This window comes from Flavitalea flava, assembly GCF_054461575.1.
This window is the reverse complement of sequence record NZ_JBTLQH010000065.1, coordinates 12,377-27,064: the sequence shown is the minus strand read 5'-3', so window position 1 is coordinate 27,064 and position 14,688 is coordinate 12,377. Positions and strand designations below refer to the sequence as shown.

The 14,688-nt window shown below is 47.1% G+C and carries 13 protein-coding genes, 1 tRNA gene and 1 pseudogene; 9 read left to right on the top strand and 6 right to left on the bottom strand.

The genetic code is table 11. The features are described 5' to 3' along the window. The 5 genes and pseudogenes from ACX0G9_RS29620 to ACX0G9_RS29600 form a co-directional block, all read left to right on the top strand. Positions 1-187: pseudogene (locus tag ACX0G9_RS29620) on the top strand (trigger factor); the annotation flags it as partial. A gap of 278 nt (positions 188-465) precedes the next feature. Beyond that, complete coding sequence (locus ACX0G9_RS29615; RefSeq protein WP_459068607.1) at positions 466-1,158, top strand: ClpP family protease; 693 nt, start codon at positions 466-468, stop codon at positions 1,156-1,158. A 64-nt stretch (positions 1,159-1,222) separates the two neighbouring features. After that, the gene (locus ACX0G9_RS29610; RefSeq protein ID WP_459068606.1) at positions 1,223-1,867 is read left to right on the top strand and encodes a ClpP family protease; all 645 of its coding nucleotides are present in this window, start codon (positions 1,223-1,225) and stop codon (positions 1,865-1,867) included. 153 nt (positions 1,868-2,020) lie between these two features. Further along, entirely contained in the window at positions 2,021-3,256 is a 1,236-nt protein-coding gene (clpX, locus tag ACX0G9_RS29605; protein ID WP_459068605.1) for an ATP-dependent Clp protease ATP-binding subunit ClpX, read from the top strand. A gap of 111 nt (positions 3,257-3,367) precedes the next feature. Then, positions 3,368-3,541: a hypothetical protein gene (locus ACX0G9_RS29600; RefSeq protein ID WP_459068604.1), complete on the top strand. Its 174-nt coding sequence runs from the start codon at positions 3,368-3,370 to the stop codon at positions 3,539-3,541. On the opposite strand, the gene ACX0G9_RS29595 is transcribed toward ACX0G9_RS29600, so the two are convergent. Further along, positions 3,538-4,680, bottom strand: a complete 1,143-nt coding sequence (locus ACX0G9_RS29595) for an acyl-CoA dehydrogenase family protein (RefSeq protein WP_459068603.1) — start codon at positions 4,678-4,680, stop codon at positions 3,538-3,540. The genes ACX0G9_RS29600 and ACX0G9_RS29595 overlap by 4 nt on opposite strands. A gap of 175 nt (positions 4,681-4,855) precedes the next feature. Then, positions 4,856-5,557, bottom strand: coding sequence for an OmpA family protein (locus ACX0G9_RS29590; RefSeq protein ID WP_459068602.1), 702 nt, complete (start codon positions 5,555-5,557; stop codon positions 4,856-4,858). Between the two features lie 272 nt (positions 5,558-5,829). On the opposite strand from ACX0G9_RS29590, the gene ACX0G9_RS29585 reads away from it, so the two are divergent. Then, positions 5,830-5,900: transfer RNA gene (locus ACX0G9_RS29585), tRNA-Cys, on the top strand. Between the two features lie 108 nt (positions 5,901-6,008). On the opposite strand, the gene ACX0G9_RS29580 is transcribed toward ACX0G9_RS29585, so the two are convergent. The 3 genes from ACX0G9_RS29580 to porX all read right to left on the bottom strand — a co-directional run bounded on the left by ACX0G9_RS29580 (position 6,009) and on the right by porX (position 8,810). Beyond that, entirely contained in the window at positions 6,009-6,785 is a 777-nt protein-coding gene (locus ACX0G9_RS29580) for an MBL fold metallo-hydrolase (RefSeq protein ID WP_459068601.1), read from the bottom strand. Positions 6,786-6,810: 25 nt separating this feature from the next. Continuing rightward, complete coding sequence (locus tag ACX0G9_RS29575; protein ID WP_459068600.1) at positions 6,811-7,083, bottom strand: hypothetical protein; 273 nt, start codon at positions 7,081-7,083, stop codon at positions 6,811-6,813. A 164-nt stretch (positions 7,084-7,247) separates the two neighbouring features. Next, the gene (gene porX, locus ACX0G9_RS29570) at positions 7,248-8,810 is read right to left on the bottom strand and encodes a T9SS response regulator signal transducer PorX (protein ID WP_459068599.1); all 1,563 of its coding nucleotides are present in this window, start codon (positions 8,808-8,810) and stop codon (positions 7,248-7,250) included. A 232-nt stretch (positions 8,811-9,042) separates the two neighbouring features. Here porX and ACX0G9_RS29565 point away from each other — a divergent pair, with 232 nt between their 5' ends. The 3 genes from ACX0G9_RS29565 to ACX0G9_RS29555 are packed head-to-tail and all read left to right on the top strand — an operon-like array spanning position 9,043 to position 12,909. Continuing rightward, a complete protein-coding gene (locus ACX0G9_RS29565; RefSeq protein ID WP_459068598.1) occupies positions 9,043-10,269 on the top strand; it encodes an HD domain-containing protein in 1,227 nt (408 codons plus the stop codon). Positions 10,270-10,274: 5 nt separating this feature from the next. Beyond that, a complete protein-coding gene (gene lpxD / locus ACX0G9_RS29560) occupies positions 10,275-11,321 on the top strand; it encodes a UDP-3-O-(3-hydroxymyristoyl)glucosamine N-acyltransferase (RefSeq protein WP_459068597.1) in 1,047 nt (348 codons plus the stop codon). A 19-nt stretch (positions 11,322-11,340) separates the two neighbouring features. After that, on the top strand, positions 11,341-12,909 hold the full coding sequence (locus ACX0G9_RS29555) for a helicase HerA-like domain-containing protein (protein ID WP_459068596.1): 1,569 nt from the start codon (positions 11,341-11,343) through the stop codon (positions 12,907-12,909). On the opposite strand, the gene ACX0G9_RS29550 is transcribed toward ACX0G9_RS29555, so the two are convergent. After that, the gene (locus tag ACX0G9_RS29550; RefSeq protein ID WP_459068595.1) at positions 12,906-14,666 is read right to left on the bottom strand and encodes a RecQ family ATP-dependent DNA helicase; all 1,761 of its coding nucleotides are present in this window, start codon (positions 14,664-14,666) and stop codon (positions 12,906-12,908) included. The two genes, ACX0G9_RS29555 and ACX0G9_RS29550, sit on opposite strands and share 4 nt — an antisense overlap. Positions 14,667-14,688: the final 22 nt, after the last annotated feature.

Below are 14,688 nucleotides of genomic sequence, written 5' to 3'. Positions count from 1 at the left end.
ACCCTGGATTGCAGATTACGTACAGCGTATGATGCAGGACCGTAAATTCGTGGAAGATACGTCTCACCGGATCCAGACCGAAAAAGTATTCGGTTGGGCTGAAACGCAGATCACGCCTGCAGAAAAAGTTATCGGCCGGGAAGAATTCCAGCATATGCAGGAAGAACACCAGCATCACCAGCATTAGAGAGGAGCCGCAAGCTTCAGGTCGGTAAAGAAAACCCTGCATGAATGCCAATATAATTGAAAGTCTCTGCGAAAGCAGGGGCTTTTTTATTAAAAAGGAGAGGAAATGTCAACGTTTTTCGCCAAACTTGAAGCCTGAGGCTTGTTGCTTGATGCTAATCTCTGCAACTCTGTCAGTTTTTTGGCAATTTGAAAGTTTGGACGGAGATTTGAAAGACAAAACCCAGTTCTTGGCGCTGTGAATGCATAATTGGCTTTAAAACATTGTAAATAATAACTATGAATCCTGTAAACGAATTTGAAAAGTATGCCGTGAAACACCGTGGGATTTCCAGCAATACTTTGAACGACTACAACAAATACGTTGTTACCAACCTCACCCCGAACATTATTGAAGAACGTCCGATGAATGTAGCTGTAATGGACGTATACAGCCGTTTGATGATGGATCGTATCATTTTCCTGGGTTATCCGATCAATGATGAGGTAGCGAATATCGTTACTGCTCAGCTCCTGTTCCTGGATAGTACCGATCGTCACAGGGATATACAGATGTACATCAATTGCCCCGGAGGCAGCGTATATTCCGGCTTGGGAGTATATGACACGATGCAATATGTTACCCCCGATGTATCTACCATTTGTATCGGTATGGCGGCGTCCATGGGCCAGATCCTGATGTGTGCCGGTACCAAGGGCAAACGTACGGCCTTAAAACATAGCCGTATCATGATGCACCAACCCAGCGGCGGAATCGGCGGACAGGCAACCGACATCGAGATCACCGTCAATGAGATCAAAAAACTGAGGAAGGAATTGTACGATATCACGGCTTTCCATACCGGCAAAACAGCCAAACAGGTGGAAAAAGACAGTGACCGTGACTACTGGCTAACCGCCCTTGAAGCAAAGGAATACGGACTGGTAGATGAGGTCCTGCTGCTGAATCCAAGGAAGGAAAATAAGGACTAACCCCCCGCCCCCTAAAGGGAGAGGTAATTAAGAAAGATTAAAAAAATTTAATAAAAGCCCAACAATGAGTTATTCAAATTTTCTATATCAACAGAAGTCTTTTCGCATGGATGACGAACCGGACGAAAAAGAACCAAAAGAAGACAAAAACGCCGATTTAGGGATGCTGTCCAAAAAGATGGAAAAATACTTCTTTGAGAAACGGAGTGTTGAATTATGGGGCGGAGTGGATGACCGTACGGCTAAAGAAGTGGTGACCAAATTACGGCTTTTGGACGCAGACAAACCCGGCGAAGAAATCAAATTCTTTATCAACAGCCCTGGAGGAGTGGTGACTTCGGGTATGGTCATCTACGATACCATGAAAATGCTGAAGAGCCCGGTAAGTACAATTTGTATGGGTCTTGCGGCATCGATGGGGTCTATCCTGCTGAGCGGGGGCGTAAAAGGAAGGAGATTCGTGTATCCCCATTCAGAGATCATGATCCACCAGCCAAGCCTCGGGGGATATATGCAGGGAGTCAGTATCGACCTGGAAATCACTGCCAAACAGACCAAAAGGGTTAAAGAGGTCAGCGCAAGGATCCTGGCGGATAATTGCGGAAAAAAAATAGAGCAGATCTTAAAGGATTTTGACAGGGATTACTGGATGGATGCGAAAGAAGCCATTGATTATGGCATCGTAGACCATGTTTTTGACAAACTTTAGACTATTTACATTTAATACATTGACTGTCAGTAATTAAGGAGGTTTCCAGAAAAAATCGACGCTGGCAGAAAAGTTATCAGGCTCATTTATCCACCTTGCTGGCATAATCCAAGTAAGTTGGGTAACTTTGCCTTTCAATTGAAAAAAGAGATAATGGCGAAAAATTCGTTACACTGTTCATTTTGCGGACGCAACCGGGATGAAGTAAAGATCCTGATTGCGGGGCAGGAAGGGCATATTTGTGAAAACTGTGTCGAACATGCACAGGAAATTATACAGCAGGAACTAATGATCCGGGAAGATGCTCCGGGTGGTGCCCAATTTAAACTGACCGTCAAGAAACCTTTGGAAATAAAACGTATCCTCGATGAATATGTGATCGGTCAGGATGACGCTAAGAAGGTATTGGCCGTTGCCGTATACAACCACTATAAAAGACTGCAGCAGAAAGTGGTGGAAAATGAGGTGGAAATTGAAAAAAGCAATATTATCATGGTTGGGGAAACCGGCACGGGAAAGACGCTCCTGGCCAAGACCATTGCCAAATTGCTGAATGTTCCTTTTGCCATCGTGGATGCCACTGTATTTACTGAAGCAGGCTATGTAGGAGAAGATGTGGAAAGTATACTGACGAGATTGCTCCAGGTTTGCAATTATGATGTAACCGCTGCCGAAAGAGGCATTGTTTATATCGATGAGCTCGATAAGATCGCCCGCAAAGGAGATAATCCGTCCATCACCCGTGATGTAAGCGGGGAAGGCGTTCAACAGGGTTTATTGAAGCTGTTGGAAGGGACGGACGTTCTGGTACCTCCCCAAGGTGGAAGAAAACATCCTGAACAAAAACTGATCAAGATCAATACCCAGAATATTCTCTTTATTTGCGGAGGAGCTTTCGATGGTGTGGACAAGATCATTGCACGCAGGATCAATACCAATGCCATTGGATTTAATGTCAATAAGGAACAACAGGAACAGGCCAAAAAGAACCTGTTGCAATATGTCAATGCACCGGATCTCAAATCATTTGGCCTGATACCGGAATTGTTAGGACGTTTGCCAGTCGTGACCCACCTGGATCCGCTGGACCGGGCCACCTTACGTTCTATCCTTACAGAACCAAAGAATTCCCTGATCAAACAGTATAAAAAATTATTTGAACTGGAAGGCATTCAGTTAAGTTTCGACCTGGACGTATTGGATTTTATGGTGGATAAGGCGATGGAATTTAAACTGGGGGCAAGAGGTCTTAGAAGCATCTGTGAAAGCATTTTGACCGATAGCATGTTCGAACTCCCTTCCAGCAAAGAAACCAAGCTGCATCTCGATCTGGAATATGCCAGTAAGAAATTTAACAAGAGTAAGATTAACCTGTTGAAAGTCGCTTAAATAATTTTAAGCTGATTTTCCACTAAATTATTTTTATAAAATCATATTAACCGGCAATCTGTCACAAACGGGTTGCCGGTTATCCATTCCGGATCATAAACTCAAATCATTATGAAGGAACTGATCGACAAGATGAAGGCAGAAGGGCTAACGGAAGAGCAGGCCTATAAAGCTATTGAGATCGTTAAAGATTTCACCAAGGAAAAATTCCCTCTTTTTGCAGGAGCCATCGACAAACTTTTCGATAAGTATGGCCCGAAAACGGAAGAGGACTTTATGCCTTAACCTTTTAGCACTTCCCGGGCTATGACCAGTTTCTGAATTTCGGAAGTCCCTTCACCGATGGTACACAACTTACTGTCCCGGTAAAATTTTTCGACGGGAAAATCCTTTGTATAGCCATATCCTCCAAAGATCTGAACAGCTTCTGTAGCAGCCCTGACAGCCACTTCGCTGGCATAATATTTAGCCATCGCAGCTTCTTTGGTCATGGGTAGTTTCTTATTTTTAAGATCGGCTGCCTGAAAGGTCAGTAATTCTGCAGCTGCTATCTCCGTAGCCATATCGGCCAGTTTGAAGGAAATACCCTGAAAATTAGAGATAGGCTGATCGAACTGATGACGTTCCTTGGAATATTGAAGAGCCGCTTCAAGAGCCCCTTTTGCAATACCAACCGATAAGGCGGCAATGGAAATACGACCGCCATCCAACACCTTTAGCGCCTGTTTGAAGCCGGCCCCTGTCTCACCCAGTTTGTTGGCATCCGGGATCCGGCAATTATCGAAGATCATCTCCGCCGTTTCGCTGGCACGCATGCCCAGTTTGTTTTCTTTTTTTCCTCCGGTAAATCCCTTTGTTCCTCTTTCAACCACAAATGCGGTTGCATTGTCCTTGGTCCGGGGTTCTCCTGTCCGGGCGACCACAACAGCTACATCCCCGCTACGGCCATGGGTTATCCAGTTCTTGGTGCCGTTCAGGACCCACTCATCTCCTTCTTTAACGGCGGTACAGCGCATATTCCCCGCATCACTGCCGGTATTGGCCTCTGTCAGGCCCCAGGCGCCCAGCCACTCTGCTGTGGCCAGGAGCGGCAGGTATTTTCTTTTTTGGGCTTCATTGCCAAAAGCAAGGATATGCCCGGAGCAAAGAGAATTATGGGCAGCCAGGCTTAACCCAATCGATCCGCAGACCTTGGCAATCTCTATGATAACGGTAACATATTCTGTATAGGAAAGACCTGAACCGCCATATTCTTCCGGCACTACAACCCCCATTAAACCCAGCTTGCCCATTTCTTTAAAAACCTGAAGGGGAAACTCCTGGCTTTCGTCCCAATCCATTACATAGGGTTTGATATGCAGCTGCGCAAAACCGCGTGCGGTTCCGGCTACCTGTTGCGTAAGTTCTTCTGTACGAAAATCCATTTAAGAATTATTTTGAAGGGCTCTAAAAAAACCAGGCAACAACCTGAGGTTATTGCCTGGCAACACTGGCAAACAATCATTATTAAAACAAACGACCCCAACCGGGCAGATACCATGCAAGTTAGCATAATATTTTTTAAAAACTAACGGTTGTTAGTAAAAAATATTGCCTGGATCAATAATAATACCTGCGGTGATGTGGTCCGGGCCTGTAAGACCGACGGGGGGCATCATTTGGAAGAAGATTGCCCAGCCCCATGATCAATCCTGCATTCAGACTGAACTGATAAATGGAGGAATAAGTGGAAACCCCTGCCCCTGATCCTATATTACTGAAATAGAGCCCCCCCGAGGCAACATCCACCGGAGATAAAACCTGGGCTTTTAATTGAAGGCCCAAACGGGGGGTCATGTATATATTCGTACCCAGCTGCACCCCTACGGCAAATTTGGTATCACTGGAGCCATTATAGCCTGCTTCCTCACCCGGCGTGAGAATCGCTGCTCCCAGGAAACCTCCTATAAATGGGCGCACCGGAGAATTCTGAATGCCAAAAGACTGCACCCCTCCCAATAGGATATAATCGAGTTTGAGGTCGCTACCTGCCAGCTTATCACCCCGGTAACCATACTCATATAACCCCGACTGGGTATTCATATGGCTATAGAGGATCTCGAGCCCGAAGCTGCGGGTCAGATTAAATTTCAGAGAGGCACCGAGGTTCAACCCGTCATTTATCCGGCTATAAGAGTCATAGTAATTATCACGGCTGGCAAAGGTATAGCCGACGGTGGGAATGAACTCAACAGAAGTCTGGGCAAAAGAGCCGGCTGTCACCAGGAGAGCCAGGACGAGGATAATTCCTGTTTTTTTCATACATATTAATTTACGTAGGATAATAGACGGGAAAACAGGCTAAAAGTTTAACCCCTGGATCTTTTCCCATACGGAAAGATTGTTAAGTGTTTGTAAAAAAAGGGGATCACCCCCTCCCCACCAACTATTATATCTACTGATTGCCCTGCGCATTTTGCAGGGCAGCCCGGGCATCTTGCAAGACAGACTGCGGGTATGTTTTTTTTAAAATTTATTGTCTACTAATTTGGTAGACTAATAATTTCACCGTAATCTTGCCATACAAAAATGATGGTCGCGTGGCCGAGTGGTTAGGCACGGGTCTGCAAAACCTTTCACGGCGGTTCGATCCCGCCCACGACCTCTCTCTTTTCATATGGCAAGCAATCGTTAGTCGGCCTTCTGTTTTTACAGAGGGCCTTTCTTTGTTTTTAGGCAAACAGGTCTGTCCTGAAAACTGACCACCACCTCGTCAACAAGTAATCACCAGCCCGTCATAGGCCAGCTCCATACCGGCCGGCAGGGTAAGATTGACATCGGCATTCAGCCCAAGCTGATGACTGATATGGGTGAAATAAGCCTTCGGGATGCCCATATCCCTGACTTCGTCAATGGCTTCCTGCAAGGTATAATGGGAGACATGTTTTTCATGACGCAGGGCATTGAGCACGACGATCTCACTACCCTTTATCTTTTCTTTTTCTTCCTCTTCGATACGGTTGGCGTCCGTGATATAAGTAAATTTCCCAAAACGAAAACCCAGTACCGGCATATTCAGATGCCATACGGAAATAGGCTGGACCGTAATATCACCTACGACAAAAGGCTCCTTGTCAATCCTGTTCAAACGGATATCCGGGATCCCCGCATATTTGATATCGGCAAAGGCATAGGGGAATTCTCGTACGATGGATTCCTGCGTCATTTCATTCGCATAGATGTTCATGGGTCTTTGAAGAAAGAAATTAAAAGCACGTACATCATCCAGACCGGCAATATGATCTTTATGTGGATGGGTGAAAATTACGCCATCCAGCGTCTTCACATTTTCCCGGAGCATCTGATAGCGGAAGTCGGGAGTCGTATCAACAACAAGGGTGGTTGTCGGGGACTGAACCAGGATGCTGGAGCGCAACCGCTTATCTTTTTTGTCGGAAGAAGCGCATACCGGGCATGGGCATGCGATCATGGGAACGCCGGTGCTGGTTCCGGTACCTAGAAAGGTGATCTTTAATGGGGGATAGCTCACCCGTCAAATTTAAGGAATGTTACTGTTATTCATTCAGGTTATGAGCCGACATGACCTCATCATAAGTCTTACGGACATCGGGAGGGAATAAATCAGGGGAGATCTTCAGTTGGGGAATTATATCGATAAGGGTGCTGATACGGCTTTCCAGTTGCAGGAATTTATTCAGCACAACCACTTTCCGCTGTTCCAGTATACAATAACCACTTTGAAACGTACCCCGTTCATACCGCACAACATACTCGGCCTCATCCAGTATCCTTTCGATCTTGTCCAGTGTCGTTTGTGTAAATTTCATGCCCCCTAACCCCCTGAAGGGGGAATTTGGTAAGACACGAAGTTACCGAATAGCCAGGGGAGAAGGCAAGGAGCAGCCCTCAATTTATCCACAGCAACTATGGACAATGTGGATACATCTGCAAAAAATTGCTCTTCTTATCTCCCTTTAGGGGGTTAGGGGGATCAATGCCCCTTACTCACCATCCTGATCACCGGAATGATCATTTCTTCCATACTTACCCCGCCATGTTGAAAGGTATTCCGGTAATAATTTACATAATAGTTGTAATTATTCGGGTAACAGAGGAATCCATCCCCACGCGCAAAAATAAAGGAGGAATTAACGGTAGGTACCGGCAGCCCTGCTTCTTTGGGATCCCGGAAAGCCAGTACCTCTTTAGGTTCATAATTCAGATTGCGTCCATGCTTATAGCGCAAATTGGTGGTCGTTTGTTTGTCCCCGATCACTTTGTACGGGGTCTTTACCCTGACACTGCCATGATCGGTGGCCAGAATAAGACTGATCTTTTTGTCGGCTATCTTTTTTAGGGCCTGGTGAAGAGGGGAATGTTCGAACCAGCTGGTGGTTATGCTCCTGTAACTGATTTCATCGCTGGCCAGCTCCTTCAATACTTCCATTTCCGTACGGGCATGGCTGAGCATATCCACAAAATTATACACGATGATATTGATATCGTTATTCAGGAGATTATGGATATTATTCACCAGATCCTGTCCAGCCTGGTAATTCACCACCTTGGTATAGGAGAACTTAAGATTATCCTTTTTCATACGCTTCAGCTGACCCCGGAAGAATTCTTCCTCAAAAAGGTTCTTTCCACCTTCCTCATCGTCATTCTTCCATTGGGAAGGAAACTGCTTTTCAATCTCGATAGGCATGAGGCCGGAAAAAATGGCATTACGGCTGTATTGGGTAGCCGTTGGTAATATGCTGTAAAAACTATCCTCCTCCAGGATGCGGAAGCTTTCCGCGAAAATGGGTTGAATGGCTTTCCACTGATCTACCCGGAGATTATCCAGCAAAATGAAAAAAGTCGGAGTTCCTTTTTCCACATGAGGCATGACCTTGAACTTGAATAACGTATTGGATAAGATCGGACCGTCTTCCGAGCGGGGATTGACCCAACCCGCATAATGCCGGGAAACGAATTTGAAGAACTCGTTGTTGGCTTCCTGCTTTTGGGACTGAAGGATTTCCCTCATTTCCGGGCTGTCACTTTTTTCCATTTCCAGCTCCCAATACACCAGTTTTTTATAAATGTCCATCCATTCATTATGGTTCGGATTGCTGTTGAGCGCTGTAAAAAGCTCGCGGAACTGCTGCTGGTAGGCGGTCGTCGTTTTTTCGGACACCAGTCTTTTATTGTCGATGATTTTTTTCAGACTGAGCCAGACCTGGTTAGGGTTTACCGGTTTGATGAGGTAATCGGTGATCTGACTGCCGATGGCCTCGTCCATCAGATTTTCCGTTTCATTCTTGGTTATCAGGACTACCGGGATCTGCTGGTTGGCCTCTTTTATCTTTGCCAGGGTTTCCAAACCGGTTATCCCGGGCATGCTCTCATCCATCAGTACCACATCGACGAAATTTTCCTTTACGTAATCGATGGCGTCAAAACCATTGGTCAGGGCTTTTACTTCATATCCCTTGTTTTCCAGGAACAGGATCTGTGAGCGCAGGCTTTCAATTTCGTCATCGACCCAGAGTATTTTTGCTAAAGGCATAGATTTGATTTCAGGTTTTAGGATTTGGATCATTCCGGATTTCCATTCCTCCTATAATTTCCATCCTCACTTATCTGACCTTCAGCCAGCGAACCTTTCCTCCGCCAATTGTACCGCTTATTGTCATTTACCTTCCGGAATCGGAGTAATTTAGCGAATCCTTCCATCAAACGTAAATTATCCACCCTGCAATTGTAAATTTGGAGGTTGTTTTAACAAAATCAAAACAGGAATGTCTTATCCACCCAGCAAGATCATTAATGACCCAGTATATGGCTTTATAACCCTGGATCATCCACTTTTGCTGGAGATTATCGCCCATCCCTATTACCAGCGGCTCCGCCGTATCCACCAGATGGCTTTTGCCCACCTGGTCTACCCCGGCGCCGTACATACCCGTCTGCACCATTCCCTGGGCGCCTACCACCTGATGTGCAATGCTCTTGGAGAGTTACAACGCAGGGGCATCCCGATCACGGAGGAAGAGGCGCTGGGAGCAAAAATCGCCATATTACTGCATGACATCGGACATGGCCCTTTTTCACATGCCCTGGAAAATGTACTGATCAGGGACGTACCTCATGAAACCCTTTCCATAATGCTCATGCGGTCATTGAATGAAACCTTCCATGGCCAGCTGGATACAGCGATACGCATCTTTACCCATGATTATCCCAAACGGTTCCTCCACCAACTGGTATCCGGGCAATTGGATACGGACCGGATGGATTATCTGACAAGAGATAGTTTTTTTACGGGTGTTTCGGAAGGAGTGATCGGTTACGACCGCATCCTGAAAATGCTGACCGTTCATGAAGGCGAACTGATGGTGGAGGAAAAAGCCATCTATTCCATTGAAAAATTCCTGGTTTCCCGCCGGCTGATGTATTGGCAGGTTTACCTGCACAAAACGGTATTAAGTGCGGAAAAGATGCTGGTAAAGATCCTGGAAAGGGCCAGAGAACTGCTGGTAAAAGGGGAAGACCTGAAATCCTGCTCTCCGACCCTTGACTTCTTTTTAAAAGAGGGAATAACTCCTGCTACCCTCGGCAGCAGCCTGGATAAGTTTTGTTTGCTGGATGATTTTGACGTGATGGGTACGGTCAAGAACTGGATGTCCCACTCCGACAAGGTATTATCCCTTCTATCCAGGGGCCTGATCGACCGGAGTTTATTAAAAGTACGGTTACAGGCAACTCCATTCGATGAAAATACCGTACAGGAACTAAAAGAGAAGGTAGCCCGGAAATTATCGGTCACGGATGAGGAGGCAGGCTATTTTGTGTTTACGGGGCAGACCACTAATACCACCTATAATCCGGCCGATGAGAAGATCAATATCCTTTTCAAGGATGGAGCAGTAAAGGATATTTCTCAGGTCGACAATGCCCTGATCCATCAAACCTTGTCCAGCCCGGTGAAAAAATTTTATATTTGCTACTTAAATACGGGAAACTAAAGACTATGACATTTTCTGCCGCACAGATCGCATTACTTATAAATGGAAAAATAGATGGGGATCCGAATGCGTCCGTTGGATCTTTCGGAAAGATCGAAGAGGCTGCCGCCGGACAGTTAGCCTTTCTCGCCAACCCAAAATATGAAGATCATTTATATACTACCGGAGCCTCTGTCATCATCATCAATGAGGCCCAGGAATTAAAGCAGCCGGTGACAGCCACCCTGATCCGGGTTCCCGATGCTTATTCCGCTTTTGCGCATCTGCTGACCAAATACCAGGAAATAGAAGCCCAGCAACTAACCGGCATCCAGGAACCTTCCTATATCGCGAGGACCGCCAAACTCGGAGATAACGTTTTCATTGGGGCGTTCGCCTACCTGGATGAACAGGTCGTGATAGGGAACCAGGTAAAAATCCATCCGCAGGTATATATCGGGAAGAATGTCACGATTGGTGACCATTCCGTAATACACCCGGGTGTAAAAATTTATCACAATTGTGTGATCGGTGCAAATGTGACTATCCACGCCGGCTCAGTCATTGGCAGCGATGGATTCGGGTTTGCCCCCCAGGCCGACGGCACCTTTAAAAAAGTCCCCCAGATAGGCAATGTAATAGTGGAAGACAAAGTGGAAATAGGCGCCAACGCAACGATCGACCGGGCTACCATTGGGTCAACGATCATAAGGACCGGAGCCAAACTGGACAACCTGATACAGATCGCCCATAATGTAGAGGTCGGCCATCACACCGTTATCGCCGCCCAGGCAGGTGTCAGCGGCAGTACCAAGATCGGCAGTAATGTCATGATAGGCGGACAGGCAGGAATAGTAGGACATATTCAGATCGCAGACGGAGCAAGGATCAATGCCCAGAGCGGAGTCAGTAAATCCATAAAGGCTCCAAATGCTGCCGTTACTGGATCTCCGGCCTTCGATTATACCAGCGCCCTGCGGAGCCAGGCTTTAAGCCGTAACCTCCCGGAAATACAGAAACGATTGAAAGAACTGGAGGAGCTGGTCAAACAATTATTGGCCGAAAGGGTCTAAAAATGTATAATTACTCCTTATGAGCAATACGGACAGCAATACCGGCAATTTTATAAAAGCAATTAAGGACGGTTATACCTTTAAAGGCGAATCTGTCCAACTCGGTGCAGGAATGCTGGACGGAAAAGTCGTAAAAGACGCCGGAATTTATCTTCCCCTGAAAACAATGAACCGGCATGGATTGATCGCCGGGGCAACAGGGACCGGCAAAACAAAAACCTTGCAAATGATCAGCGAGGCCCTAAGCGATGCCAGCGTACCTGTTTTGCTGATGGATATCAAAGGAGATCTGAGTGGAATTGCCGCCACCGGGACAGCGAATGACAAAATAACCGATCGTTGCGGACAGATCGGAATCGATTATAAACCGGCTGCTTACCCGGTTGAGTTTTTAACACTGAGCCACGAAAAAGGATTACGGCTTCGCGCTACAGTCAGCGAGTTCGGCCCCATCCTGCTCTCGAAGATACTCGGCCTGAACGATACCCAGCAAGGCCTCGTGTCCATGATCTTCAAATATTGCGATGACAACAAGCTTCCCTTATTGGACCTGAAGGATTTTATCAAGGTCCTTCAATATGTAAGCAACGAAGGAAAAACGGAGATTGAAGCTGCCTATGGAAAGATTGCAACGACTTCTACCGGAACCATCTTACGTAAAGTGATCGAATTGCAGCAACAAGGAGCCGATCCATTTTTTGGTGAAAAAAGTTTTGAAGTGGAAGACCTCATGCGGATCTCGGAAGACGGCCGGGGGATGATCAGTATACTTCGGGTCACCGATCTGCAGGACAGACCTAAATTATTTTCGACGTTCATGTTGCAGATGCTGGCCGAATTATATGCCACCTGTCCCGAAGAAGGGGATCTGGACAAACCGAAACTGGTCCTGTTCATCGATGAGGCGCATCTTGTCTTCCAGGAAGCCGGCAGCGCCCTGCTGCAGCAGATCGAGACGGTTATCAAACTCATCCGCTCAAAGGGAGTAGGGGTTTTTTTCTGTACGCAAAACCCTACCGATATACCCGCGAATGTGCTGGCGCAATTAGGTTTAAAAGTACAGCATGCCCTCAGGGCCTTTACAGCAGCCGATCGCAAATCCATCAAACAAACGGCGGAGAATTATCCTCTTTCCGATTTTTATAAAACAGAAGACCTCATTACACAAATGGGGATCGGGGAAGCCTTCGTAACCTTACTCAATGAAAAAGGAGTTCCCACTCCTCTTGCACATTGTCTGTTATGCCCTCCGAAAAGCCGTATGGATATTCTCAACCCGGCCGAGATAGATACGATCACCGGTAAATCCAAACTGGCTACCAAATACAATGAAGTTATCGATAGCCAGAGCGCTTATGAGATCCTGACGGCCAAGCTGGAAGAAGCCGCAGCGAAGAATGGCGGCGCAGGAGCTGATACCGGCGGGACATCACGAACGGCCAAACCGGAAAAATCTACGATCGAAAAGATCCTGGACAGCCCTGCAGCCAAACAGGTGGAAAGAACGGCGGCCAGTATGATCACCCGAAGCCTGTTGGGCGCCCTGGGTCTGGGGGGACGCAGCAGCAAAAAGACCAGCTGGTTTTAAGGGTAAAGGCCTTCATCAGAAGCCTGGCTTTTATGTTGAACCTTCAGACAGTTATCGCAGATTCCACAGTCCGTTGCTTCATTATCGCCAAAATAGTTTGCCAGGAAACGGCTTCGGCACCCTTCTTTTTTTTCTAAAAAACCGACCATCGTTTGAATACGGGCGGCAAACTTTTCTTTCCTTTTTTTATAACTCACCGGATCCAGATATAGTTCTTCCGCCTGGACCCGGTCCCGCAAAAAGTATAACTGGGGGGTATCTTTTGGCGGGGTATATTCCAGAATATGATAGGCCTGCAATTGCTGTAATTCTGTTATCACTTCTTCAGGCTTTTTCCGGAGGAGCCAGGCAAGGTTCTTTTCCCGGATGGAAACAGGCTGATCGAAGATGCCCTCATAGGTGCGGAGCAGCATATGTAAAAGGGGTTCGAGGTCAGGATGTTCTTTTTCAAATTCATAGAGGGTTTGTTTACTGGCCAGGAACTGAACCCTGGCCTGCAGGAAAACATTTTGCAAAAAACTCAGCATTCCTTCCTGCTCCAGTGCCTTTATCGAATTCAACGCTTCGGGAATGCCGGAGAAGGAACTTCCGTTCTTAAACCGGCTGACGAAATCCGTCAGGTCGAAATCAAAATAATTGCCGGCTCCGCTGCCTGCCGGCAGTTGCAGGTAATTCATCACCTGCTGGTATACCTGTCTGATCTTGTCAAAGGTGGGGAACCTGGCATCCGGAAGCGCCAGTAATTCTTCCGGCTCCCGCTCCTGGTATAACAATACGGCATACGCTTTTTGCCCATCCCTTCCGGCACGGCCTGCTTCCTGGTAATAGTTTTCCACGGATTCCGGGCAGTCGGCATGTATGACCGTACGCACGCCGGATTTATCGATCCCCATGCCAAAAGCGTTTGTACTAACGATAACCCGCATCTGATCCTTTAACCAGTCTTCCTGTCTTTGTGCCCGTTCTTCCTGGGGAAGACCGGCGTGATAGGCTCCTGCCGGGATACCAGCCTTGTTCAGCGCCTCGCTGATCTCCCGGGTACCTTTACGGCTTTTGCAATAAACGATGCTGCTTCCGGGAACTTTTTGGAGGATCTCCGTTATCTTCCGGATCTTGGAATCCACCTTGAACACGCTGTAGGACAAATAGGGCCTTGCAAATGACTGCCGGAAAACGGCAGATTTGGAGAAACTTAATTTATCCTTAATGTCTTCCAGCACCCCGGGAGTAGCCGAAGCGGTCAGGGCAAGCATGGGGACCCCAGGCAACTCCTCCCGCAAAGCGGCAATCCGGAGATAGGGAGGGCGAAAATCATACCCCCATTGCGACACACAATGCGCTTCATCTACGGCTACCAGATTAATGGGCAGGGAGGGCAGATATTCCAGGAAAAGAGCTGTCTCCAAACGTTCCGGCGAAACATAAAGGAATTTGCAATTACTCCCACCTGCCAGTTGAAGGGTTCTGATCACTTCTTTGCGGCTCATGGCAGCATCTATGGCAAATGCGGTAATATTTTTGCGGCGCAGCTGATCCACCTGGTCTTTCATCAGGGCAATAAGGGGGCTGATCACCAGGCAGGTTCCCGGCCGTGCAAGGGCAGGCACCTGGAAACAGACCGATTTGCCGCCCCCGGTAGGAAGAAGGGCCAGGGTATCTGTACCACTCAGGACGCTGCGGATGATCTCTTCCTGTAAAGGCCGGAAGCTATCATAATGCCAGTATTCTTTTAGTATGGAAAGAATATCCTCGTTCATCGGGTCAAAAATTTCATCGGCT

Excerpts from the sequence above, each read along its gene's own strand:
- ACX0G9_RS29550 (WP_459068595.1), bottom strand. The coding sequence starts at position 14,666 with ATGAACGAGGATATTCTTTCCATACTAAAAGAATACTGGCATTATGAT.
- clpX (WP_459068605.1), top strand. The coding sequence starts at position 2,021 with ATGGCGAAAAATTCGTTACACTGTTCATTTTGCGGACGCAACCGGGAT.
- ACX0G9_RS29595 (WP_459068603.1), bottom strand. The coding sequence starts at position 4,680 with ATGGATTTTCGTACAGAAGAACTTACGCAACAGGTAGCCGGAACCGCA.
- ACX0G9_RS29575 (WP_459068600.1), bottom strand. The coding sequence starts at position 7,083 with ATGAAATTTACACAAACGACACTGGACAAGATCGAAAGGATACTGGAT.
- ACX0G9_RS29590 (WP_459068602.1), bottom strand. The coding sequence starts at position 5,557 with ATGAAAAAAACAGGAATTATCCTCGTCCTGGCTCTCCTGGTGACAGCC.
- lpxD (WP_459068597.1), top strand. The coding sequence starts at position 10,275 with ATGACATTTTCTGCCGCACAGATCGCATTACTTATAAATGGAAAAATA.
- ACX0G9_RS29555 (WP_459068596.1), top strand. The coding sequence starts at position 11,341 with ATGAGCAATACGGACAGCAATACCGGCAATTTTATAAAAGCAATTAAG.
- ACX0G9_RS29600 (WP_459068604.1), top strand. The coding sequence starts at position 3,368 with ATGAAGGAACTGATCGACAAGATGAAGGCAGAAGGGCTAACGGAAGAG.
- ACX0G9_RS29610 (WP_459068606.1), top strand. The coding sequence starts at position 1,223 with ATGAGTTATTCAAATTTTCTATATCAACAGAAGTCTTTTCGCATGGAT.
- ACX0G9_RS29615 (WP_459068607.1), top strand. The coding sequence starts at position 466 with ATGAATCCTGTAAACGAATTTGAAAAGTATGCCGTGAAACACCGTGGG.
- ACX0G9_RS29565 (WP_459068598.1), top strand. The coding sequence starts at position 9,043 with ATGTCTTATCCACCCAGCAAGATCATTAATGACCCAGTATATGGCTTT.
- porX (WP_459068599.1), bottom strand. The coding sequence starts at position 8,810 with ATGCCTTTAGCAAAAATACTCTGGGTCGATGACGAAATTGAAAGCCTG.